Source organism: Streptomyces sp. P9-2B-2 (assembly GCF_030406865.1).
Lineage (GTDB): Bacteria > Actinomycetota > Actinomycetes > Streptomycetales > Streptomycetaceae > Streptomyces > Streptomyces platensis.
The window spans coordinates 3100986-3123471 of sequence record NZ_CP129126.1; the positions used below are offsets into that span (position 1 = coordinate 3100986).

The 22486-nt window shown below is 71.8% G+C and carries 20 protein-coding genes and 2 tRNA genes; 3 read left to right on the plus strand and 19 right to left on the minus strand.

Going from position 1 to position 22486, the window contains the following annotated elements:
* Nucleotides 1-68 precede the first annotated feature (68 nt).
* Nucleotides 69-141, minus strand: a tRNA-Ala gene (locus QT196_RS13565).
* Nucleotides 142-324: 183 nt separating this feature from the next.
* Here QT196_RS13565 and QT196_RS13570 point away from each other — a divergent pair.
* On the plus strand, nucleotides 325-1668 hold the full coding sequence (locus tag QT196_RS13570) for a glycosyltransferase 87 family protein (RefSeq protein WP_266730939.1): 1344 nt from the start codon (nucleotides 325-327) through the stop codon (nucleotides 1666-1668).
* 185 nt (nucleotides 1669-1853) lie between these two features.
* Here QT196_RS13570 and QT196_RS13575 read toward each other — a convergent pair whose 3' ends face one another.
* The 9 genes from QT196_RS13575 to QT196_RS13615 all read right to left on the minus strand — a co-directional run bounded on the left by QT196_RS13575 (nucleotide 1854) and on the right by QT196_RS13615 (nucleotide 7025).
* Nucleotides 1854-2087, minus strand: a complete 234-nt coding sequence (locus tag QT196_RS13575) for a hypothetical protein (protein ID WP_030413843.1) — start codon at nucleotides 2085-2087, stop codon at nucleotides 1854-1856.
* Nucleotides 2088-2090: 3 nt separating this feature from the next.
* Complete coding sequence (locus QT196_RS13580) at nucleotides 2091-2336, minus strand: NADH pyrophosphatase zinc ribbon domain-containing protein (protein WP_168479089.1); 246 nt, start codon at nucleotides 2334-2336, stop codon at nucleotides 2091-2093.
* Between the two features lie 200 nt (nucleotides 2337-2536).
* Nucleotides 2537-2609, minus strand: a tRNA-Ala gene (locus tag QT196_RS13585).
* 113 nt (nucleotides 2610-2722) lie between these two features.
* Nucleotides 2723-3376: a histidine phosphatase family protein gene (locus tag QT196_RS13590; RefSeq protein ID WP_190842543.1), complete on the minus strand. Its 654-nt coding sequence runs from the start codon at nucleotides 3374-3376 to the stop codon at nucleotides 2723-2725.
* Nucleotides 3373-3807: a ribosome silencing factor gene (gene rsfS, locus QT196_RS13595; RefSeq protein ID WP_168479090.1), complete on the minus strand. Its 435-nt coding sequence runs from the start codon at nucleotides 3805-3807 to the stop codon at nucleotides 3373-3375. Before rsfS ends, QT196_RS13590 begins: the two co-directional genes overlap by 4 nt.
* 254 nt (nucleotides 3808-4061) lie before the next feature.
* A complete protein-coding gene (locus tag QT196_RS13600; protein ID WP_290354981.1) occupies nucleotides 4062-5903 on the minus strand; it encodes a LytR C-terminal domain-containing protein in 1842 nt (613 codons plus the stop codon).
* A gap of 26 nt (nucleotides 5904-5929) precedes the next feature.
* Complete coding sequence (nadD, locus tag QT196_RS13605; RefSeq protein WP_168479092.1) at nucleotides 5930-6541, minus strand: nicotinate-nucleotide adenylyltransferase; 612 nt, start codon at nucleotides 6539-6541, stop codon at nucleotides 5930-5932.
* Nucleotides 6542-6593: 52 nt separating this feature from the next.
* Complete coding sequence (locus QT196_RS13610) at nucleotides 6594-6755, minus strand: hypothetical protein (protein WP_085925667.1); 162 nt, start codon at nucleotides 6753-6755, stop codon at nucleotides 6594-6596.
* A 120-nt stretch (nucleotides 6756-6875) separates the two neighbouring features.
* A complete protein-coding gene (locus QT196_RS13615; RefSeq protein WP_167536093.1) occupies nucleotides 6876-7025 on the minus strand; it encodes a hypothetical protein in 150 nt (49 codons plus the stop codon).
* Between the two features lie 151 nt (nucleotides 7026-7176).
* Between QT196_RS13615 and QT196_RS13620 the strand changes: the two genes are divergently transcribed.
* Nucleotides 7177-8268: a M48 family metallopeptidase gene (locus QT196_RS13620; RefSeq protein ID WP_168479093.1), complete on the plus strand. Its 1092-nt coding sequence runs from the start codon at nucleotides 7177-7179 to the stop codon at nucleotides 8266-8268.
* A 29-nt stretch (nucleotides 8269-8297) separates the two neighbouring features.
* Here the strand turns inward: QT196_RS13620 and QT196_RS13625 are convergent, their stop codons facing one another.
* The 5 genes from QT196_RS13625 to proB form a co-directional block, all read right to left on the minus strand.
* A complete protein-coding gene (locus QT196_RS13625) occupies nucleotides 8298-9422 on the minus strand; it encodes a hypothetical protein (RefSeq protein WP_168479094.1) in 1125 nt (374 codons plus the stop codon).
* Between the two features lie 107 nt (nucleotides 9423-9529).
* Nucleotides 9530-10180, minus strand: a complete 651-nt coding sequence (locus QT196_RS13630) for a hypothetical protein (protein WP_168479095.1) — start codon at nucleotides 10178-10180, stop codon at nucleotides 9530-9532.
* Nucleotides 10181-10241: 61 nt separating this feature from the next.
* Nucleotides 10242-11510: a glutamate-5-semialdehyde dehydrogenase gene (locus QT196_RS13635; protein ID WP_290354982.1), complete on the minus strand. Its 1269-nt coding sequence runs from the start codon at nucleotides 11508-11510 to the stop codon at nucleotides 10242-10244.
* 72 nt (nucleotides 11511-11582) lie between these two features.
* Entirely contained in the window at nucleotides 11583-12074 is a 492-nt protein-coding gene (locus QT196_RS13640) for a hypothetical protein (RefSeq protein WP_168479097.1), read from the minus strand.
* Nucleotides 12075-12314: 240 nt separating this feature from the next.
* Nucleotides 12315-13433, minus strand: coding sequence for a glutamate 5-kinase (gene proB / locus QT196_RS13645; protein WP_085925666.1), 1119 nt, complete (start codon nucleotides 13431-13433; stop codon nucleotides 12315-12317).
* A gap of 433 nt (nucleotides 13434-13866) precedes the next feature.
* Here proB and QT196_RS13650 point away from each other — a divergent pair, with 433 nt between their 5' ends.
* Nucleotides 13867-15954, plus strand: coding sequence for a hypothetical protein (locus QT196_RS13650; protein ID WP_266730950.1), 2088 nt, complete (start codon nucleotides 13867-13869; stop codon nucleotides 15952-15954).
* A 130-nt stretch (nucleotides 15955-16084) separates the two neighbouring features.
* Here the strand turns inward: QT196_RS13650 and obgE are convergent, their stop codons facing one another.
* From obgE to QT196_RS13670, 4 genes are all read right to left on the minus strand, one after another.
* Complete coding sequence (obgE, locus tag QT196_RS13655; RefSeq protein ID WP_168479099.1) at nucleotides 16085-17521, minus strand: GTPase ObgE; 1437 nt, start codon at nucleotides 17519-17521, stop codon at nucleotides 16085-16087.
* 159 nt (nucleotides 17522-17680) lie between these two features.
* Nucleotides 17681-17938, minus strand: a complete 258-nt coding sequence (gene rpmA, locus QT196_RS13660) for a 50S ribosomal protein L27 (RefSeq protein ID WP_085925635.1) — start codon at nucleotides 17936-17938, stop codon at nucleotides 17681-17683.
* A 14-nt stretch (nucleotides 17939-17952) separates the two neighbouring features.
* Nucleotides 17953-18273, minus strand: coding sequence for a 50S ribosomal protein L21 (gene rplU, locus QT196_RS13665; protein WP_085925634.1), 321 nt, complete (start codon nucleotides 18271-18273; stop codon nucleotides 17953-17955).
* A gap of 276 nt (nucleotides 18274-18549) precedes the next feature.
* Complete coding sequence (locus tag QT196_RS13670) at nucleotides 18550-22344, minus strand: Rne/Rng family ribonuclease (protein WP_290354983.1); 3795 nt, start codon at nucleotides 22342-22344, stop codon at nucleotides 18550-18552.
* Between the last annotated feature and the right edge of the window lie 142 nt (nucleotides 22345-22486).

Below are 22486 nucleotides of genomic sequence, written 5' to 3' on the forward strand. Positions count from 1 at the left end.
GAGGCGCCCGGTACGCAGACGCACGACGAAGCAGGCCATCCATATCGGATGACCTGCTTCGTTCACTGTGGAGCTAAGGAGAATTGAACTCCTGACCTCCTGCATGCCATGCAGGCGCTCTACCAACTGAGCTATAGCCCCGTATTCTGTTTCCATGCGGTTCCCCGCTGCGGCATCGCCTACATTACACGGACCTCCCCGGCTTCTGCCAAATCGTTCTGCCAGGGGCCCTACAGCGCGACGCGCGAAACTCAGGGGCCCTTCGGTGCGACGCGCGGTACTGTCGGCGATCTGTGCCCGATTCGTCCTGGGGAGCCGTACGCCGTGACCGCGCTGGAGCTGGAGCAGTCCACCGACGCCGGCGGCACCCAGCCCGGCAGGGGCCTCATCCGCCGGCACCCGACCCTTGCCGCGGCCCTCGGCTGTCTGGTCTCCTTCGCCGTCTTCTGGACCGTGCAGCGCCTGCTGAACGTGACGATGATCGACCTGATGGTCTACCGCGCCGAGGGCTTCACCGTCCGCCACGGCGAGTCCCTCTACGACATGGTGGCGACCTCGGCGCATCTGCCCAACACCTACCCGCCCTTCGCGGCCCTGCTGTTCACCCCGCTCACCCTGCTCGGGGTCCCGGCGATGCGGACCGTCGCCACCGCCGGCAACCTGCTGCTGCTCGTCGGCGCCGTCCACCTCTCGCTGCGCCTGGTCGGCCGGCCCCGGCGGCTCCCCCGGCCGGCCGCGGCGTTCGCGGTCTCCGCGCTGCTGGTGTGGTGCGAGCCGGTCTGGACGACGCTGCGCTACGGCCAGATCAATCTGCTGATCGCGGTGCTGGTGCTGTGGGACCTGACCCGCGCGGACACCCGGCGGCTCGCGGGCATCGGCATCGGCATCGCGGCCGGCCTCAAACTGACCCCGGCGCTGTTCGCGGTGTTTCTCGCGCTGGCCGGCCTGGTCCGTGCCGGGCAGCTGCTGCGGTCCGGCGCGGGGGTCCGCGCCGCCTGGAACCCCTGGCTGCGGCAGGCCGCCGTCGCCACCGCCACCTTCCTGGCCACCGCGCTCCTCTCCGCGCTCGCGCTGCCACGCGACGCGTACCGCTTCTGGACCGAGATCGTGTACGCCACCGACCGGGTCGGCGAGGTGGAGATCACCGCGAACCAGTCGCTGCGCGGCGCCCTCGCCCGGCTGCTGCACACCCACGACCCGGGCGCCGCCTGGCTCGTGGCCGCCGGCCTGACCGGGGCCCTCGGTCTGGCACTGGCGGTCGCCTCGCTGCTGCGCGGGCAGCGCGCCTGGGCGGCCGTCGCCTGCGCCGCCACCGCGCTCCTGGTCAGCCCGATCTCCTGGTCCCACCACTGGGTGTGGTGCGTACCGATGCTGATCCTGGCCGGCTCCGAGGCGCTGCACCGGACGGGCACCCCGGCCCGCCGCTGGTGGCTGACGACCGGTGCGCTGGGGCTGCTCTTCTGCTCGTTCGCGCTGTGGTGGGTGCCGCACCGCTGGCACCACCACGAGGAACTGCACCAGAACGGTGGGCAGATGCTGCTCTCCGGCAGCTATCCGCTCGCCGGTCTCGCGCTGTTGGCCCTGACCGGGGCCCGGCTGTGGCGGCTCCGGGGGCGGGCGGGACAGAGCGGCGCACGCCCGTCCGCCGACCTCGCCGTCGGCAGCTGAACCATGCGCCCGCACTGCGGAATTGCGCGGTGACCCTCTCATATCCGCGCCAACGTCCCCGCCGCCGACGGCAGTTCCGTCCGACCGAAAGGGTCCGAAAGCGTCCGGAACTGCCCGGAGCTGCCTGAGACGCCGTCAAGGAGGGGGCGCGGCCCGTCAGTGGCCCCTTGGGGGCGGCGGCCCGCTCAGGCCGTGGCGAACGAGTAGAAGCGCTTCAGCGTGCAGTGCTCGTCCAGCAGCCGCCCGTAGATCGGCTCCCCGTCGAGCTCCCGGTAGGTCTCGATGGGGTCGCCTTTTATGACCAGGGCGCGGGCGCATTCCTCGCACCAGTACTGGTAGTCCGTGTTGACGGGTTCCATGTCCCGGACGATCGGCGTACCGCTGCCGCACCAGTCACATTTCCTGCTGTGCGCGCCCATCCATCAGCTCCAACTGTGGCCGCAGGCCGTACAAACGAAGGAAGCGCCCCCGTTGTCGCCCAGCACCTGTGCGACATGGGAGGAGCCGCACGAGGGGCACTGAAGAGCGGTGCCGTCGCGGTTGCGTACAGCGGCGGGACCGTCGACGGGGCAGGTGAAACGGAGCGCGTATTCCGGCAGCCAGTCATAGCCCTGCGCCTGGGCCACTTCGAGCAGGTCATTGACCTCCTCGAGGATGCTCGTGGGCATCGCGATCTCTCCTCCCCTGCCGGCGCCGTCCGATTCTGCCACGGACCGCGGGCCGGGTCAGGGCCGCCTTCGCGCCACCTGGCCGACGGCACCGACGGCACCGACGGCCACCGGCCCGCGCGCGGAGTGCCCCGGCCGCGCGGCGGACTCGCATAACGCAGAGATCCCGCCTCCGTGAGGAGACGGGATCATCCGGGTTGTGGAGCTAAGGAGAATTGAACTCCTGACCTCCTGCATGCCATGCAGGCGCTCTACCAACTGAGCTATAGCCCCGGGTCTTGTTCCGCTCCCCCGGGTCTCCCCCGGCGGCGCCGCGAACAAGAAGAACTTTAGCCTGCGACCTGCCCAGATGTGAAATCCGGTCCGGCCGGGGCCGCCCGGCGGGCTCAGTCGTCGTCGCCGAGAACCGGCTCCGGCAGGGTGCCGGCGTTGTGTTCCATCAGGCGCCAGCCGCGCGCGCCCCGGCCCAGCACCGACCAGCAGCAGTTCGACAGACCGCCCAGGCCCTCCCAGTGGTGGGCCTCCAGGCCGAGCAGCCGCCCGATGGTGGTGCGGATCGTGCCGCCGTGGCTGACCACGACCAGGGTGCCGTTCTCGGGAAGCTTGTCGGCGTGGTTGAGGACGACGGGGGCGGCCCGGTCGGCGACCTCGGTCTCCAGCTCGCCGCCGCCGCGGCGCACCGGCTCACCGCGCTTCCAGGCGGAGTACTGCTCGCCGTGGCGCGCGAGGATCTCGTCGTGCGTCAGCCCCTGCCAGGAGCCCGCGTAGGTCTCCCGCAGGGCCGCGTCATGCGTGACGTCGAGCCGGGTCAGCGCGGCCAGCTCACGCGCCGTCGCCGCCGCCCGCTGGAGGTCGGAGGCGATGATGGCGTCCGGCCCGAGGGCGGCGAGCAGCCGGGCGGCACGCCGCGCCTGGGCGACGCCCGCCTCGGTCAGCTCGATGTCCGTGGAGCCCTGGAAGCGGCGCTCCAGATTCCAGGCGGTCTGGCCGTGGCGCCACAGGACGATGCGGCGACCCTGGCCGCTCCTGGTGCCGTTCAGAGCAGCTCACCGTCCTGTTCGCCCGCCGTGGCGTCGGCGTGCGCCGCGGCCTTGCCGCGGGTGGCCTTGGCCTCCTCGGGGAGGTCGATCTCGGGGCAGTCCTTCCACAGGCGCTCGAGCGCGTAGAAGACACGCTCCTCGCTGTGCTGGACGTGCACCACGATGTCGACGTAGTCGAGCAGCACCCAGCGGGCCTCGCGGTCGCCCTCGCGGCGGACCGGCTTGGCACCGAGGTCCTTGTTGAGGCGTTCCTCGATCTCGTCGACGATCGACTTGACCTGGCGGTCGCTGGGCGCCGAGGCCAGCAGGAAGGCGTCGGTGATCGAGAGGACGTCACTGACGTCGTACGCGATGATGTCGTGCGCGAGCTTGTCGGCCGCGGCCTGGGCGGCGGCGTTGATGAGCTCGATGGAGCGGTCCGTGGCGGTCACAAGCGGCTTTCCGGTTCGAGGGCAGCCTCTCCGGCCGGGCAGGGGCGCTGGCTCGCTGCGGAGCCGCGGCGCGCGCCGCAGTCCCCATGGGCAACCGGATCGGCGGTCAGGTACCCCTCAAGGGTCTCACGGACCGCCGACACTCCCGGCTGTGTTTTCGAACCCACCGGTCAGTCGCGGCGAACGGGCCGGTCAGCCCCGGGGCCGGCGCCCGGGCCCCCGGCCGATACCGGGGGCCGGGCGCGTCCGGCCCGTCAGCCCTTGTAGTCCTGTCCCAGCACCACGGTGATATCGGCGTTCGAGGCGCCCTTGCCCTGCCTGACCGCGCCCGCCGGCAGCCCCAGTGTCTTGGCGACCTCCGCGGCCTTGGCCTTCTGGACGGCGTCCGCGTAGGTGATCCGGGACGCGGTACCGGCCGCGGCGGCGGTGCCGTCGTCGACGAAGCTGTAGCCGCCGTTGAGCAGCGACACCTGCGCCTTTCCGGTGGCGGCCTTGTTACCGGTGGCGTTGCGGACCGCGACCCGGACGGTCGCGTCAGGGGTGGTCTTCTTGACCGTGCCGCCGAGCACGTCCTTGACCACACTGGCCGAGGTGGTCTGGCTGAGCGTCCCATTCGCCTGTACGGGCAGCATGGTGGTGCGGTAGGCGCCGGTCTTCGCCAGCTCCGCCCGCTGTGCCAGCGAGCTGCCCAGCTGGGCCTCGGTGAGCGGCGGGTCGAGCACCTGGAGCAGCGTCTTGACCGTGGTGGTGGCGCCGTCGGCGTCGCTGGAGACCTTCTTCAGGGCCGCCTGCATGACCTGGCCGAACCGCTGGAGCTGCTTGGTCTGCGGCTCGCCCGGCTTCAGGTACGTGGCGTAGGCGACGGCGGCCTGGCCGCCGAGGTCCTGGGCGCTGCCCTGTTTGACGACCGGGGAGGCGCCCTTCTTGGCGCCGGGGACGGTGGCGTCGGTGTCCAGGGTGATCCCGCCGATCGTCTCGACGAGGTTCTCCAGGTACGGGGTGTCCAGCCGCCAGCTGGCCTTGAGGTCGGCACCCAGGAGGCTGTTGAGGGAGTCCCGGGTCGGCTCGGTGCCCTCGTCCTTGACGGACTTGCCGAGCGTGGTGCTGGTGCCGTCGTCCTTGGGGACGAGGAGGCTGTTGGGCAGGAGGACGGTGGTGCCCTTGTGGGTGGTCTCGTTGTCCACCAGCAGCGCCGTCGAGCTGTTCCCGCTCTTGGTGTCCCGCAGGTGGACGACGAGGACATCGCGCTTCTGCCCGGCGGCCGCCGCCGCGCCGGCCTCCGGACCGGCCACTCCCGGCAGCTTGCCCGCCCACCACAGATAGCCGACACCGCCGGCGACCAGCAGGGCCAGCACGACGGACAGCGCGACGATCCGGCTGCGGCCGCGCCGCTTGGCCTCCTCGCGCCGCTCGGTGCGGCTCTCGGTGAACTTCAGCCAGTCGATGACGTCTTCGGAGTCCTCGTCGGGCTCCTCGATGAAGTCGAACTGCTCGGTACCGTAATCGGGGCCGTCGGCGGAGGGCACGCCGGGGCCGCCCGCGGCGTCCGGTCCGCCGCTCTCCTCCACCGGGGCGCGGCGCTGCGCCGGCGGCCGGGGCGGGCCGTCCTGGCGCTGCGGGGCGGGCTCCTCGTAGCGGGGCTGCTCCCCGTAGGAGACCTGCTCGTACGGGGACTGCTGGGCCTGCTGCGGGATCCACTCCTGCTGGTGCGACGGGTCCTGCTGGGGGCTGCCGTACGGGTCGTACTGCTGCGGATAGCCGGGCCGGTCCTGCACCTGGCCGCCGCCGTAGGCGTCGTAGCCGTACTCCGGCTGCGCCTGGTAGGGCTGGTGGCCGTCCTGGTATCCCTGGGCGGCCTGGCCGGCGCCCTGTTGGCCGCCGTACGGGTCATAGCTCTCATAGGCGGACGGGGCGGCCTGCTGTCCGTACGCGTCGTAGTGCTGCTGGTACGACGGCTGTGCGGCGTCGTGGTACACCGGCTGCCCGTAGGCGTCGTAGGTGTAGCCCTGCTGACCGTGCTGCCCTTGCTGCTCCTGGGCATACGGGTCGTGGGCATACGGGTCCCGCGGCCCGTACGGATCCTGTCGGTCGCTCACCGGTGTGCCCCTTTCCGTCAGCCCCGTCAGCCGTCGTTGCGGTACAGCTGCTTTTTGTCGATGTAGCGCACCACACCGTCCGGCACCAGGTACCAGACCGGATCCCCCTGGGCGACGCGCTCCCGGCAGTCGGTCGAGGAGATGGCCAGCGCCGGCACCTCGACCAAGGACACCGCCCCCGCGGGCAGCCCGGGGTCCGCGAGGACATGGCCGGGCCGGGTCACCCCGATGAAGTGGGCGAGTGAGACCAGCTCCGCGGCATCGTGCCAGGTCAGGATCTGGCTGAGCGCGTCGGCGCCGGTGATGAAGAACAGATCCGCGTCACGGTGCTCCGTCCGCAGATCACGCAGCGTGTCTATCGTGTACGTCTTGCCGCCGCGGTCGATGTCGATGCGGCTGACGGAGAACTGCGGATTCGACGCGGTCGCGATGACCGTCATCAGATACCGGTCCTCGGCCGGGGACACCGTCTTGTGGCTCTTCTGCCACGGCTGTCCCGTCGGCACGAAGATGACCTCGTCGAGGTGGAACTGGCTGGCCACCTCGCTGGCGGCGACCAGGTGTCCGTGGTGGATCGGGTCGAACGTCCCGCCCATCACTCCGAGTCGCCGCTTCACGGGCCCTGTGTGCTCTCCCATGCGTGCAGACCCTACTGGGCGGCGCGCGATGCCGGGTGCCGGGTGCCGGGGCTCAGCGGTCCCGGTTGAAGCGGGTGGTGATCCAGAGCAGGAGGAGCAGGACAAACAGGGCGCCGCCGCCGGTAACGAAGGGGCTGAGGCTGGCGTGCCCGCCCTCGTGGCCGGGTTCGGCGGCGAGGGTGGCCAGGGACTGTGCGGTGGTGTGCAGGCTCATCGTCGGCAGGACCAATCCGGGCTGGGGTCGGGCGGAGACTTCCACCACATCGTAAGCGTCGCCTCACCGGGTGCCCACGGCGACTCCGCGCGGAGGCACCTCCGGCGGGCGGCGGAGGGGTCAGTCCTGTCCGTAGCCGCGCAGCAGGAACCAGGCGAGCAGGGCGGCGCCCACGAAGCCGACGATGATCACTGCGCGCAGGATCCATCCGGGTCCGCCGTCCCTGGCGGTCTCCTGGGCTGCGGCGAGCAGCACGCTCGGATACGGCATGACGATGCGCTCCCTCTGATGCGGTCCGTGGGCCATGTGTACGAACCCGTGCGGGTATTGGTGCGATCGCCAGCGTACGCCCGAGCATCCATTCTCCTGTCGGTGGCGTCCTCTACTCTGAACACACGCAGTCGAACAGGGGGAGGCCCCAATGACGGAGAGCCCAGACGGCAGCGCGAACGTACCGAGCCGGGACCGGCGGCGATTCCCCGGAATCTCGTCGCGGTCGTACGAGCACCCGGCGGACCGCTCGGCGCTGGTGGCGTTGCGCAAGCTGAGCGGGTTCGACACCGTCTTCAAGACGCTCAGCGGCTTGTTGCCGGAGCGCAGCCTGCGGCTGCTGTTCCTGTCGGACTCGGTGCGGGTGGGCGACCAGCAGTTCGCGCACCTCAACGACATGCTGCGCGACGCCTGCTACATCCTGGACCTGGAGAAGGTCCCGCCGATGTATGTGAATCAGGACCCGCAGCCCAACGCCATGTGCATCGGTCTCGACGAGCCGATCATCGTGGTGACGACCGGCCTGGTCGAGCTGCTGGACGAGGAAGAGATGCGGGCGGTCATCGGCCACGAGGTCGGGCACGCGCTGTCCGGGCACGCGGTCTACCGCACGATCCTGCTGTTCCTGACGAATCTGGCGATGAAGGTCGCCTGGATCCCGCTCGGCAACGTCGCGATCATGGCGATCGTGACGGCGCTGCGCGAGTGGTTCCGCAAGTCGGAGCTGTCGGCGGACCGTGCCGGGCTGCTGGTCGGCCAGGATCTCCAGGCCTCGATGCGCGGTCTGATGAAGCTGGCCGGCGGCAATCATCTGCACGAGATGAATGTCGACGCCTTCCTGAAGCAGGCGGACGAGTACGAGTCCGGTGGCGATCTGCGCGACTCCGTGCTGAAGATCCTCAACCTGCTGCCGCGCAGCCACCCGTTCACGACCGTGCGGGCGGCCGAGCTCAAGAAGTGGGCGGCCAGCCGCGACTACCAGCGGATCATGGACGGCCACTACCCGCGGCGGGACGAGGACAAGGACACCTCGGTCTCCGACTCGTTCCGGGACTCCGCCTCCCACTACGCCGACACGATGCGCAACAGCAAGGACCCGCTGATGGGCCTGGTGCGCGATATCGCGGGCGGCGCGGGTGACTTGGGCGGCAAGCTGCGCGACACGGTCTTCCGCGGCGGCGGGCGTCCCGAGGGCTCGGGCGGCGCCAACGGAAGCGGTGGAGCGGGCGGCTCGGACGCCTAGACCTGGCCTGGGGCATCCAGGTCGGGGTTCTAGCGCATCGGATGGCTCGGCTTCGGCTGGGCCGAGGGCGCCAGCTCACCGCAGAGGGAGGGGTTGATCCGCTCCCTGGCGTAGGGGTCGGTGCCCGTGGGCCGGTCGTTGCCGGCGTGCTGTCCCGCGAACAGCGGGCGCAGCGCGTCGGCCGGCTTCGAGGAGCAGGTCAGCGGCCCGGCCTGAAGGCTGCTCTGGAGCACCTCCAGGCGGTGGTCGCTGAGATTGTCGCGGGTCAGCCGGAAGTGCACCTCACGGCGGACGGTGACCAGCGAGGCGGCGCCCGCCGTGGGCTTGCCGATGTTCTGGCCCGATGCCGTGGCCGGCGCCCCCGGGGCGGGCCGGACCGCGTAGACGAAGGTGTAGTCGGCGGTCACATCGAGTGCGTCCGGGCTCAACTCCGAGGCGGACAGCGTGCCGTCGACCCGGACGTTCCGGTCGGCGAGCCGGGTCTGCCGCGGGTCGAAGCGGACCAGCCAACCGGTCGCGGCGTCGTGGCCGTTGTCGCCGGGGTGCGCCAGGCTGCGGTCGAACTGGTCGAGTTGGCGGGTGTCGAGCAGCAGCCGCACCGGCCGTACGGAGCCGCCGGTGAGGGTGGCCGGGTCCAGCGAGGAGCGGACGAGGTAGTCCTTCGCGATGGTCAGCGCGGAGACGATCTGGCCGTCGGAGAAGTGCTCGGTGCGGGCGACCGGGGGCAGATTGACGCCCGCGGCGCCGATCCGGTAATTCGCCGCGGGGCTGTGCGCGAAGAGATCCTCCGGTGTCGCGCCGGGCACCCGCCCGGAGGGCGCCAGCGGCACCACGGCCGAGCGCAGCGTCTGCGCCCGGACCGTCTCCGGGGTCTTGTAGGGGTGGCGTACGCCCATGTAGACGGCGGTGCCGAAGGCGAGCACGATCAGCAGCACCAGCAGAATGGCCTGCCGGGAGCCGCCCAGCCGCCGCCAGGCGTGCCGGGTCTTGACGGCGGGCGAATGATGCTCACCGAGCCGCTCGTCCGCGGAGAACTCCTGAAGCCGCGCAGCCCGAACAAACGATTCGTCGAAGACGACGGATCGGTATTCGTCCTCACCGCCTCCCGGGGCGCCGTTGGGCGTCCCTTCCGGAGGGTCACCAGGCCCGGTCATACAACAAGAGTAGGTCTGCGGGGCCGAACGTAAACGCCGGGACGCCGGGCAACTTCACCGGACGAAACGGTTTCAGGCGTCCGATTTGCGGGAAGTGTGCCACGCCGTCAGTGCGGCCTGGGGACCGCCGAGAACGACGGCCTCAGGGGCTCCGCGGCCGGCGGCGACGGCAGGCCGGGGCGCGGCGTCCCGACGCTGTCCGTACGGCCCGTGACAGGGCTGTCCACCCCGCTGGAGGTGGGTGCCGGGGCCGGGCTCTGGGTCCGCCCGGCGGAGCCCCGGTAGACGGCGCTGAAGGCCAGCGCGACCAGTCCGATGCCCATCACCACGGCCAGCACCCAGGCGACCGGCCGGTGCCAGCGGGTGCTGCTCCGGTAAGGACGCAGCGCACCGCCGTAGGGGCCGTACGGGTCATGCGGCGGATAGTCGCCGTACTCGCCGTCCCCGTACTCTCCGTAATCGGCGTAGCCCTCGTAGTCATCGGTATCCCGGCTGCGGCGGCGGCCTCGCCCGTCCGGGTCGTCGCCCTCGGGTCCGAAACCGGCCCCGGAGCGGGCCGCCTCGGCCTCGGCGCGCGCCTCGGCGGCGGCCAGCATCCGCTCGACCGCGGAGGGCTCATGAATACGGGCGGACCGGACGAATTCCTCGTCGAAGACCACGGAGGCGAATTCTTCGTCCGCGTTTCCGTGGCTCCCGTGGTGGTGCTCGTCGGGCTCTTCACCGTCCGGGAACGGCTTGCCCCCCACGTCGTCCGGCACCCGTCCAGGTTAGCCCCGGCCGGTCATTTTGGGCAGGGAGAACGGGGAATCCGGGGGACCTTCAGCGGGTGTGGCCGTCGCCCGTGACGATGTACTTCGTAGAGGTCAGTTCCGGCAGTCCCATGGGGCCGCGGGCGTGCAGCTTCTGCGTCGAGATGCCGATCTCCGCACCGAAGCCGAACTCCCCGCCGTCGGTGAAGCGGGTGGAGGCGTTGACCGCGACGGTGGTCGAGTCGACCAACTGGGTGAAACGGCGGGCGGCGGCCTGCGAGGTGGTGACGATCGCCTCGGTGTGGCCGGAGGTCCAGCGGCGGATGTGCGCCACCGCCGCGTCCAGGTCGGGCACCACGGCGGCCGCGATGTCGTACGAGAGGTATTCGGTGGCCCAGTCCTCGTCGGTGGCGGGGGCCACCAGCCCGGGGCCGGCCTGCTGCCAGGCGGCGTCGCCGTGCACGATCACGCCGGCCTGGGTCAGCGCCTCCAGGGCGCGCGGCAGGAACTTCTCGGCGATCCCGGTGTGCACCAGCACCGTCTCGGCGGCGTTGCAGACGCTGGGCCGCTGGGCCTTGGAGTTGACGAGGATGTCGACGGCCATGTCGAGGTCGGCGGCCTCGTCGACGTAGACGTGGCAGTTGCCGGTACCGGTCTCGATGACCGGGACGGTGGACTCCTCGACGACCGTACGGATCAGGGACGCGCCGCCGCGCGGGATCAGCACGTCGACCAGGCCGCGGGCGCGCATCAGCTCGCGTACCGAGTCACGGCTCTCGCCGGGCACCAGCTGCACCGCGTCGGCGGGCAGCCCGGCGCTCTGGACGGCGTCGCGCAGCACGTCCACCAGGGCGCTGTTGGAGGCGTACGCGGAGGACGAGCCGCGCAGCAGGACGGCGTTGCCGGACTTCAGGCACAGGGCCGCGGCGTCCACCGTCACATTGGGCCGGGCCTCGTAGATGATCCCGATCACGCCGAGCGGGACCCGGACCTGCCGCAGGTCGAGGCCGTTGGCCAGGGTCGAGCCGCGCACCACCTCGCCCACCGGGTCGGGCAGCGCCACGACCTGGCGGACATCGGCGGCGATGGCCGCGATCCGCTCGGGGGTGAGGGTGAGCCGGTCCACGATCGACTCGGCGGTGCCCGCCGCCCGCGCCTTGGCGATGTCCTGGGCGTTGGCCGTGACGATCGCCTCGGTCCGCTCCACCAGGGCGTCGGCGATGGCCAGCAGCGCCGCGTCCCGGGCCGTACGCGGCAGTGGCGCCAGAACGGCGGCTGCCTCCCGCGCGCGGCGGGCGGTCTCGAGGACGGGCGAGGAGTGCGATGCGCTGCTGGTCATGGCCGCAGCCTAGCTGGGCGGCAGGCCGCGGCCACGCCGTATCTCACAGCGCGGGACGCGGAGGGCCGGTGGTCAGAACGGGTGGACGCCGACCGGGGAGGCCGGCGGCGGGCCGTACCCCTCCGCGAGTCGCTGGTGATACGTCTCACGGTCGATGACTTCCAGGCCGACGATCTCCCACGGCGGCAGCTTGGCCGTCGAGCGGTGCTCGCCCCACAGCCGCAGCGCGACCGCGGCGGCGTCGTGCAGGTCCCGCGCCTCCTCCCAGTAGCGGATCTCGGCGTGGTCGGTGGCGTAGCGGCTGGTCAGCAGGAACGGATGGTCGTGGGCGAGCTGTTCCAGCGCCCGCCGGACCTCGTTCAGCGGGGCCTTGGCGCCGGAGACACTGAGCGTGATGTGCCACAGCCGGGACGCCTCCCGGCGGCCGCCCTCCGGTGCCTGCTGCGCGGCCCCTGGACGCTCCGCACTCTGCTCCTCGCGGACCGCGTCCTCACCGGTTCCGACGCTGGTCAGTGTGCGCTCCGCCGTCCCTCGGGGCGGTGCCCCTGGGCGCCCTCGTCTCACCGGCGGCCTCCTGTGATGAGAATCGCTCCGCTCTTGGGGGGTGCGGAGTCGTCGTACGTCGGCGGGTGCGCGTGCGCGCTGCGGGCGCCGCTCCCCTACGGCGCCCCCGCAACAAAGTTGACCAGCCCGCGGCCCGTCGCGGGGGCGTTTTCCCCAAGGTCTCCATGGAAAGGCCGGTCTTCACACCAGGCCGGAGGGGCTGTTTTCGGCCGCAGGGGGACGTCGCGTCAGGACGGGCCCTCAGGAGTGCAGCAGCACCAGATCGTCGCGGTGCACGACCTCCCGCTCATAGGCGGGGCCCAGCTCGCGGGCGAGATCGCGGGTCGAACGCCCCATCAATCGGGGGATTTCCCGGGCATCGAAATTGACGACGCCGCGGGCCACCGCACGGCCCTCGCCGTCTCGCAGCTCGACCGGGTCGCCGGCGGAGAACTCGCCCTCCACGGAGGCGATGCCGGCCGGCAGCAGCGAGGAGCGGCGCTCGACGACGGCCCGTACGGCCCCGTCGTCCAGAATCAGCGCCCCGCGCGGGGTGGAGGCGTGCGCGAGCCACAGCAGCCGGTCGGCGGAGCGGCGGCCGGTGCGCAGGAAGTGGGTGCCGGTGGAGCCGCCGGCCAGGGCGTCCGCGGCGTGCACGGCGGAGGTCAGGACGACCGGGATACCGGCCGCGGCCGCGATCCGGGCCGCCTCGACCTTGGTGACCATGCCGCCGGTGCCGACACCGGCCTTGCCCGCGCTGCCGATGGAGATGCCCTCCAGATCCTTGGGCCCCTGGACCTCGGCTATCCGGGAGGTGCCGGGGGTGGCCGGATCGCCGTCGTAGAGGCCGTCCACGTCCGAGAGCAGGATCAGCAGGTCCGCGCGGACGAGGTGGGCGACCAGGGCCGCCAGCCGGTCGTTGTCGCCGAACCGGATCTCGTCGGTGGCGACGGTGTCGTTCTCGTTCACGATCGGTACGGCGCCCATGGCCAGCAGCTGGTCGAGGGTCCGGTAGGCGTTGCGGTAGTGGGCCCGGCGGCTGGTGTCGTCGGAGGTCAGCAGGACCTGGCCGACGCGGCGGCCGTAGCGGGCGAAGGAGGCGGTGTAGCGGGCGACCAGCAGGCCCTGGCCGACGCTGGCGGCGGCCTGCTGCCGGGCCAGGTCGCGGGGCCGCTTCGCGAGCCCCAGGGGCGCCAGACCGGCGGCGATGGCGCCGGAGGAGACCAGCACGATCTCCTTGTCCTGGTGCTTGGCCAGCACATCCACCAGGGCGTCGACGCGGTCCGCGTCCAGTCCCCCCGCGGCCGTGGTCAGCGAGGACGAGCCGACCTTCACCACGATCCGGCGGGCGTCCTTCACGTCCTGCCTTGCGCCTGCCACCTGCATACCCCTGTACTCGCCGATCCCACCGCCGTACGGGGGACTCTGCCCGGCCCGCACCACGGCCCTACGGGCGCAATCTACGGCAGAGCGGGCCGCGGGCGCTTCGTGATATTGCCTGGCGGACGGCCTGTGAGACGGGGGCGGGCGGTCCCGGCGGGTGCAGAAGTGGCGCAGAATAGGGGCCGCGCTTCCCGTTCGCCCCATACCGGCGAGGTTTTCCTTAAGAGAGAATCCGAGGCCAACTGGTTGCGTTCGATTGATCCGCTTTCGCGGTGATGAGAGCCACAGCAGATTGTCACCAGGGCCAACAAGGTCATACGGTCGGGTGTCCATCGGTCCCGTTTCGCCGCTCCGGCGGTGTCGCAGCGCGGGACCCGGCCGCCCCCCTCGGCCTCTCCCTGACCTTTCGTGCTGCCAGGAGCCCTCCCCCGTGCCTTCCGCCGGAATCGTCCCCCGCCGAGCCGTACAGCTCGCGGCCCTCTTCGCGATGATGGTCGCCTTCACCGCGCAGCTCCTCGGTGCGCTGCTGCCCGTCATCCCGCTGTTCATCGCCGCATCCGTGGTCAACCTGGGTCTCGACCTGGTCCTCCAGCACAAGCAGCCCGGCCTGCTCGCGGTGCTCGGCCGGATCCGGTTCGATGTCACGGTGCGCCAGTTGCTGCGCGACATGCTGATACTGGTCGGCCTGCTGCACATCGACGGCATCAACCCGCTCGAGGAGCAGGCGCCGCTCACCATCACGCTGCTCCTCTTCTACGGCACCCATTTCGTGTGCCAGGCCGTCGCGGTGCTGGTCCGCCGGACCCGCAGCCTGCCGTTCGTCACCCGCAACATCGACGCGAGCGCGCTGCGCCTGACCGACGCCCCGCCGCGCATCCTCTCCCGCCAGACGGGCCGGCGCCTGCTGCGCTTCTCGGTGCCCACCACGACCGGCATGATGCTCACCGCGATCACCACCGACGCGTTCTGGGGCGGCATCGGCCTGGCCGTCTCCCTGGCCCTGTCCGCCGGCGGCACGCTCTACCTGGGCACCTGGCTGCTGCCGAAGAAGCGGGTGGCCAACGAGAAGCAGGCCCTGGAGTGGCTGGACAACTGGCTGACGGAGTACCGGCCGACGGTCGGCATGTACTTCTCCGGCGGTTCCTCGTCCGCCTACCAGGCCAACATGTGGCTGAGCACGCTCGCCGACCTGGACGGCAACCCGATCATCGTGCTCCGTGAGCGCTTCATGGTGCAGAAGATCGAGGCCACGGACGTGCCGATCGTCTGCATCCCCAAGGTCGCCAACCTGATGCGGCTGGAGCACTCCACGCTCAAGATGCTGCTGCACCCGGCGAACTCCGGCAAGACCTCGCAGATCCTGCGCATCCCGTCCATCAAGCACGCCTTCACCAACCACGGTGAGAGCGACAAGCTGTCGTCCTGCAACCCGTACGCGAAGGCGTACGACGAGGTGTGGGTGGCGGGCCCGGCGGCCCGTGACCGCTACCAGCTCGCCGACATCGGCGTCGAGGACAAGGACGTCATCGAGGTCGGCCGCCCCCAGCTGGCCCCGATCAAGCCGTACACGGGCGCCCCGGCCGGCCGGCTGACGACCGTGCTGTACGCCCCGACCTGGGAGGGCTGGGACGGCAACCCGGGCAACACCTCGGTGATCCTGGCGGGCGAGAACATCGTCCGCGAGCTGCTCGCCGACGAGAACGTGCGGCTGCTGTACAAGCCGCACCCGATGACCGGTTCCGTGGACCCGCGGGCGGGCGCCGCCAACACCCGCATCCAGGCGATGATCACGGAGGCGAACACCCGGCGCAGCGGAGCCCTGCCCGGCCCGGAGGCGGCCGCCGAACTGGCCCGCTGCACCGAGGAGCTGAACGCGCTGACCACCTCCGCGTTCCGCAAGAGCGCGGACGAGCTGGAGCGGATGCGGCTCCAGGGCACCCCGGAGGAGGGCCGCGCCGCGGCCGTCGCGGCGGCCGTCACCGCCTGGGAAGAGGCCTACTGGAACTCCTTCCCCGAGTGGGAGCACCGCATCATCGTCACGGCCCGTCCTGGCATCTTCAGCTGCTTCAACGAGGCCGACGTACTGATCAGCGATGTCTCCAGCGTCGTCTCCGACTACCTGACCAGCGAGAAGCCGTACGCGGTCGCCAACACCTCGGGGATGAGCGAGGACGACTTCCGGGTGAACTTCCCGACCGTGCGGGCGGCGACGATCCTCACGCCGGAGGCGGCGGAGGTGGCCGGTCTCCTCGACGCGGTCCGCAACCCGGAGAAGGACACCCTGGCCGCGGAGCGCGCCGAGCTCAAGGAGCATCTGCTGGGCCCGTCGGACCCGCCGTCGTCGGTCCGCTTCAACCAGGCGGCGCTGGCGCTGTGCACCAAGGCCGACGAGCGGCGCATCCGGATGGAGAACCGGCTGTCCGGTATCCCCGGTCAGCGCTCGCAGGAGGACGTGGACACCTCCGAGACGGCCGAGAACCAGGACAACGGCGCCTCGGACGCCACGGCCGCCGTCTAGGCCGCAGCGGGCCGCTCACGGCTTCGCGGAGCGCGACGGAGCGGCCCAGCAAACGGGGAAGGCCCCCGGGAGGAGAACTCCCGGGGGCCTTCCCCGTTGCCGTGCGTGCCCCGGACCTCCGGGCGGACCGTCAGAAGGGCTTGAAGCCGTCGTACTCCTCGTCGGCCTCGTCCCGCGCCTCGTCCCGGTCCCTGCGGCGCTGCGCGGCCGGCCGGGGCGCCTCCATGCGGTGGTCCTCGCCACGCCGGCCCAGCATCTCCGCCCCGGCCGCCATCATCGGCTCCCAGTCGAAGACGACGGCGTTGTCCTCGGGGCCGATGGCGATGCCGTCGCCCGCGCGCGCGCCCGTCTTGCGCAGCGCGTCCTCGACGCCGAGGCGGTTGAGGCGGTCGGCGAGGTAGCCGACGGCCTCGTCGTTGTTGAAGTCGGTCTGGCGGACCCAGCGCTCGGGCTTCTCGCCGCGCACGCGGTAGAAGTTCTCGCCCTCTTCCGTGACCGTGAAGCCTGCGTCGTCCACGGCCTGGGGCCGGATGACGATACGGGTGGACTCCTGTACGGGCCTGGCCGCGCGGGCCTTGGAGACGACGTCGGCGAGCGCGAAGGACAGCTCCTTCAGGCCCATATGGGCGACCGCGGAGACCTCGAAGACGTGGTAGCCACGCTCCTCCAGGTCGGGGCGGATGATGTCGGCGAGGTCCTTGCCGTCCGGGACGTCGATCTTGTTGAGGACGACCATCCGGGGCCGGTTCTCCAGACCGCCGTACTGCTTGAGCTCCTCCTCGATCATGTCGAGGTCGGAGACCGGGTCACGGTCGGACTCCAGGGTCGCGGTGTCCAGGACGTGTACGAGCACCTCGCAGCGCTCGACGTGCCGCAGGAACTCCAGGCCCAGGCCCTTGCCCTGGCTCGCGCCGGGGATCAGACCGGGGACGTCCGCGATCGTGTAGACGGTCGAACCGGCCGTCACCACACCGAGGTTGGGCACCAGGGTGGTGAAGGGGTAGTCGGCGATCTTGGGCTTCGCGGCGGAGAGCACCGAGATCAGCGAGGACTTGCCGGCGCTCGGGTAGCCGACCAGCGCGACGTCCGCGACGGTCTTGAGCTCCAGCACGATGTCGCGGGCCTCACCGGGCACACCGAGCAGCGCGAAACCGGGGGCCTTGCGGCGGGCGGAAGCCAGCGCGGCGTTGCCGAGGCCGCCGCGGCCGCCCTGGCCGGCGACGAAGGTGGTGCCCTGGCCGACGAGGTCGGCGAGCACATTGCCCGCGCGGTCCAGGACGACGGTGCCGTCGGGGACCGGCAGGACCAGGTCCTGACCGTTCTTGCCGGAGCGGTTGTCGCCCGCGCCCGGCTGGCCGTTGGTGGCCTTGCGGTGCGGGTGGTGGTGGTATTCGAGAAGTGTGGTGACGTCCTGGTCGACGACCAGGATCACATCGCCGCCGCGGCCGCCGTTGCCGCCGTCCGGGCCGCCCAGCGGCTTGAACTTCTCCCGCATCACGGAGGCCACGCCGTGGCCTCCGTTACCCGCGGCGACGTGCAGCTCGACGCGGTCCACGAAGGTGGTCATGGTGGGGGTGCCTCCAGGTAACTACGGGTATGTCGCTGTACTTGCGCGCATGTCTCTGTACTAACACGCAAGGGCGGACCGGCCTTCCCGCTATTGCGGGAGAAGGCGGTCCGCCCCTGAGTGATGCTGATGCTGAGCTATCGCTCGGTCAGGCCGTGATTACTCGGCGACCGGAACGATGTTCACGACCTTGCGGCCACGGTGGGTGCCGAACTGCACCGCGCCGGACGCAAGGGCGAACAGGGTGTCGTCGCCGCCACGGCCGACGCCCGTGCCGGGGTGGAAGTGAGTGCCACGCTGGCGGACCAGGATCTCACCGGCGAGAACGGCCTGACCGCCGAAGCGCTTCACGCCGAGCCGCTGAGCATTGGAATCGCGACCGTTCCGAGTGGACGATGCGCCCTTCTTATGTGCCATGTCTCCTCAGTCCCTTACTTCGCCGGAGCGTCGATGCCGGTGATCTTCAGCGCCGTGTGGAGCTGGCGGTGGCCGATCCGCTTCTTGTAACCGGTCTTGTTCTTGTACTTCTGGATCCGGATCTTGTCGCCCTTGTGGTGGTCGACGACCTCGCCCTGGACCTTCACGCCGGCCAGGACCCACGGGTCGCTGGTGACAGCGTCACCGTCGACGACCAGCAGCGTGGAGAGCTCGACGGTGTCGCCGACCTTGCTGGTGGAGATGCGGTCAATCTCGATGACGTCGCCAACAGCAACCTTCTGCTGGCGTCCGCCGGTGCGCACGATCGCGTACACGCGGAACTCTCTTTCGCTAGGAACGGATCCTCTGATGCCAGCCGCTCACACGGGCTCGGGATAGGGCCCGTGGAATCCGAATGGACGAGCGGCCTCCCTCGGCGGACCGAGAGGTGTGTGCTCAGGGGTTTGGTGTCACAGACACCGACGGTCAAGGTTACGGGGCCTTGACCAGGGGGTCAAACCGGCCCCGGACCACCTGCGGTCCGGGGCACGGCCGACTGCTCAGTCCTCCGCGGAAGCGCCCGGTGCAAGCACCGGCTCCACCGGAGCGGCTTACGCCGCGCCTTCCGACTGCGCCACCGAGGGCTGCTCGGCGGCGGCGGTCTTCTTGGCCGCCGCCTTCTTCGTCGTCGTCTTCTTCGCGGTGGTCTTCTTCGCCGTGGCCTTCTTCGCGGTGGTGGTCTTCTTCGCCGCCGCCTTCTTGGCCGTGGCCTTCTTCGCGGTGGTGGTCTTCTTCGCCGCCGCCTTCTTCGTCGTCGCCTTCTTCGCGGTCTTCTTGGCCGCGGGCTCCGCCTCGGCCTCGGCGCCCTCGGCGGGCTCCGCGGGCTCGGCCGGCGCCGGCTCGGTGACCGGCTCCGCCGCCGGGGCGGCGATCACGACGGTCGCCGTGGAGTCGTCGGACACCTGCGGGGCGGCCACCTTACGGGTCACCCGGCGGCGCGGACGGGCCGGCGCGGGCTCCGCGACCGGTGCCTCCGCGGCCGGCTCCGGAGCGGGCTCCGGCTGGGGCGCCGCCACCGGCTCGGCCGCCACGACGATCTCGGCGGGCTCCGTGGCCTTCGGGGCACCCGCCGGAGCGGACGCCTTCCGGCTCACCCGGCGGCGGCCACGGCCACGACCGGCGGCTGCCTCGGCCTCGGCCGGGCTGCTGAACCACTCGTCGGCCTCGGCCACCGCGGGCTGCAGCTCGGCCTCCGTCACGGCGACCGGCTCCAGCTCCGGCGTGGCACCGTCCGGGGTCGGCGCGCCGGCCTCGGCCTCGTGGACGTGCGGCTCGGCCTTCTCGCCCTTGCCCTTCTTCTTACGCTTGCCACCGCCGCCGGCCGTCGTCGGCTGGTCCATGTGGACGATGACGCCACGGCCGTTGCAGTGCACACACGACTCGGAGAAGGACTCCAGCAGGCCCTGGCCGACCCGCTTACGGGTCATCTGGACCAGGCCGAGCGAGGTGACCTCGGCGACCTGGTGCTTGGTCCGGTCCCGGCCCAGGCACTCCAGCAGGCGCCGCAGCACCAGGTCCCGGTTGGACTCCAGCACCATGTCGATGAAGTCGATCACGATGATGCCGCCGAGGTCGCGCAGCCGCAGCTGACGCACGATCTCCTCGGCCGCCTCCAGGTTGTTCCTGGTGACCGTCTCCTCCAGGTTGCCGCCCTGGCCGGTGAACTTCCCGGTGTTGACGTCGACCACGATCATGGCCTCGGTCCGGTCGATCACCAGCGAACCGCCGCTGGGCAGCCAGACCTTGCGGTCCAGCGCCTTCATCAGCTGCTCGTCGATGCGGTACGTCGCGAAGACATCGACGTCCGAGGTCCACTTCTGGAGCCGGTCGACGAGGTCCGGGGCGACATGCGCGACATAGCCGTGGATGGTCTGCCAGGCGTCGTCACCGCTGACGATGACCTTGGAGAAGTCCTCGTTGAAGATGTCGCGGACGACCCGGACGGTCATGTCCGGCTCGCCGTAGAGCAGGGTCGGCGCGCTGGCGCTGTTGCTCTTGGCCTTCTTCTGGATCTCTTCCCACTGGGCCTGGAGCCGCTGGACGTCGCGCGCCAGCTCGTCCTCGCTCGCCCCCTCCGCGGCGGTGCGCACGATGACGCCCGCGTCCTCGGGGACGATCTTCTTGAGGATCTGCTTCAGCCGCGCCCGCTCGGTGTCGGGCAGCTTGCGGCTGATGCCGGTCATCGAGCCCTCGGGCACGTAGACCAGGTAGCGGCCGGGGAGCGAGACCTGGCTGGTGAGCCGGGCGCCCTTGTGGCCGATCGGGTCCTTGGTGACCTGCACCAGCACGGACTGGCCGGACTTCAGCGCGGTCTCGATCCGGCGCGGGCCGTTGGCCATGCCCAGCGCCTCGAAGTTGACCTCACCGGCGTAGAGCACGGCGTTGCGGCCCTTGCCGATGTCGACGAACGCGGCCTCCATCGACGGCAGGACGTTCTGCACCTTGCCGAGGTAGACGTTGCCGACGTACGAGGTCGCCTGCTCCTTGTTGACGAAGTGCTCGACGAGCACGTTGTCCTCAAGGACGCCGATCTGGGTGCGCTCGCCGCTCTGGCGGACGACCATCACCCGCTCGACGGCCTCGCGGCGGGCCAGGAACTCCGCCTCGGTGATGATCGGCACCCGGCGGCGGCCCTGCTCGCGCCCCTCACGGCGGCGCTGCTTCTTGGCCTCCAGACGCGTCGACCCCTTGATCGACTGCACCTCGTCGGCGCTGGTGCTCTCGTCCTTCTTGCGGGGCTCACGGACCTTGACGACCGTACGCTCCGGGTCGTCGGCACCGCCGGCCTCGGCCTCGGCGGGCTCACCGGTCCGGCGACGGCGACGGCGGCGACGGCGGCTGCTGCTGGAACCGCCGGCCGACTCCTCGGCCTCGTCCTGCTCTTCGGCGGCCTGCTCCTCGGCCTCCTCGGACTCCGCCTCCGCGGCCTCCCGCTCGTCGGCGGCCTGCTCGTCGGCGCCGTCGGCGGCATCACCGCGACGACGGCGACGGCCACCACGGCGGCGGCGGCGCGAGGGACGGTCGCCGGACTCGTCCTCGCCGCGGCCACCCTCGGCCTGCTCGGCCTCCTCGGCCTCCGGCTCCGCTTCGGCTGCGGCTTCGTCGGCCGCCGGCTCCTCCACCGGGGCGGCGGCGACCTGCTCGGGCTCGGCCGGGGCGCCACGACGGCGACGGCGGCGCGCACCCGCGGCGGGCTGCTCCTCCACGGCCGGCTCGGCCGGGGCCTCCTCCTGCTGGGCCGCGGCAGCGGCGGCGGCCGCGGACTCCGGCGTCTGGAACATCGGCTCGGTGAAGACCGGCGCCTGGAAGACGGCCGTCGGGGGGCGCTGCGCACGGCGGCGGCCGCGCTGCGGTGCCTCCGTCGCGGGCTCCTCCTCGGCACGGGGCGCCTCGGCGGCCGGCTCCGCGGCACGCTCGCCACGGCGGCGCGCCCGGCGGCGGGGCGCCTCGGCGGCCGCGTCCTCGGCGGCCGGTGCCGGCGCGGGCTCCGCTGCCGCGGGCTCCTCGGCCGGCTCGGCGGCCTGCGGCGCGTCCGAGGCGGCGGTGGTCTTACGGGTGGCGCGGCGACGCGTCCGGGCGGGCTTGGCCTCCTCGACGGGGGCGGGTGCCGCCTCCTCGTCCTCGGCGGCCGGGGCGGCGGGGGCCGTGTCCGCGGCGGGGGCCTCCTCGGCGGCGCTCGTCTGGGGGGCACCGGCCGGAGCGGTGACCTTACGGGTGGCCCGGCGGCGGGTGCGGCGCGGTGCCGCCTCGTCCTGCGGCGCCTCAGCGGCCGTCTCGACGGCGGCCTCAGCAGAGGCCGGCGCCTCGCCGGTCGCGGGCGCCTCGGCGACCACCGGCTCCGGGGCGGCCTCGGTCTGCGGGGTACCGGCGGGGGCGGTCACCTTGCGGGTCGCCCGGCGGCGGGTGCGGCGCGGTGCCGCGTCCTCATGGGGTGCCTCGGCAGGCGTCTCGACGGCGGCGGCCGGGGCCTCGGCCGTCTCGGCCTCGTCGGCCTCTTCCTCCGCGGTCCCGGGCTCGGCGGCCGGCTGCGGGGCGCCGGTCGGGGAGGTGACCTTACGGGTCGCCCGGCGGCGGGTACGGGCCGGCTTGGCCTCGTCGCCGGTGGTCACCGCGGCTGCGGTGGTCTCCTCGGCGAGGGCCGGGTCCGCCGCGGGCGCGGCGGTGGCCTCGGTGCTCACCACCGCGGCCGCGTCGGCGGCACCGGCCGCCGGCGGACCGGCCGGCCGGGATGCCGCGCGGCGCCGGCGGCGCGGCGGCAGCGTGTCACTGGGTGAGTGGTTGTTGTTGTCGTCAGCACCGCGATCCTGGGAATGCGTGGATCCGGTGGGCTCAATGGGCTCGAGCATGCGGGCGGTTCTCCCGTCACGCTCCCGGGCGCCGCGCCTGATTCCGGTCGCGGTCCGCGTGATGAGCGCGGTCCCGCTGTCCGGGGCGTGGGCGCCGCACGGGAGCTGTCGTCTCGCTCGTCGGCCCCGGTAGGGCGGGACC

Coding starts and splice junctions, on each gene's coding strand:
- QT196_RS13580 (WP_168479089.1), bottom strand. CDS start 2,336: ATGCCCACGAGCATCCTCGAGGAGGTCAATGACCTGCTCGAAGTGGCC.
- QT196_RS13615 (WP_167536093.1), bottom strand. CDS start 7,025: ATGCCGTATCCGAGCGTGCTGCTCGCCGCAGCCCAGGAGACCGCCAGG.
- nadD (WP_168479092.1), bottom strand. CDS start 6,541: ATGGGAGAGCACACAGGGCCCGTGAAGCGGCGACTCGGAGTGATGGGC.
- QT196_RS13635 (WP_290354982.1), bottom strand. CDS start 11,510: ATGACCAGCAGCGCATCGCACTCCTCGCCCGTCCTCGAGACCGCCCGC.
- QT196_RS13620 (WP_168479093.1), top strand. CDS start 7,177: ATGACGGAGAGCCCAGACGGCAGCGCGAACGTACCGAGCCGGGACCGG.
- QT196_RS13670 (WP_290354983.1), bottom strand. CDS start 22,344: ATGCTCGAGCCCATTGAGCCCACCGGATCCACGCATTCCCAGGATCGC.
- QT196_RS13625 (WP_168479094.1), bottom strand. CDS start 9,422: ATGACCGGGCCTGGTGACCCTCCGGAAGGGACGCCCAACGGCGCCCCG.
- rpmA (WP_085925635.1), bottom strand. CDS start 17,938: ATGGCACATAAGAAGGGCGCATCGTCCACTCGGAACGGTCGCGATTCC.
- QT196_RS13575 (WP_030413843.1), bottom strand. CDS start 2,087: ATGGGCGCGCACAGCAGGAAATGTGACTGGTGCGGCAGCGGTACGCCG.
- QT196_RS13610 (WP_085925667.1), bottom strand. CDS start 6,755: ATGAGCCTGCACACCACCGCACAGTCCCTGGCCACCCTCGCCGCCGAA.
- obgE (WP_168479099.1), bottom strand. CDS start 17,521: ATGACCACCTTCGTGGACCGCGTCGAGCTGCACGTCGCCGCGGGTAAC.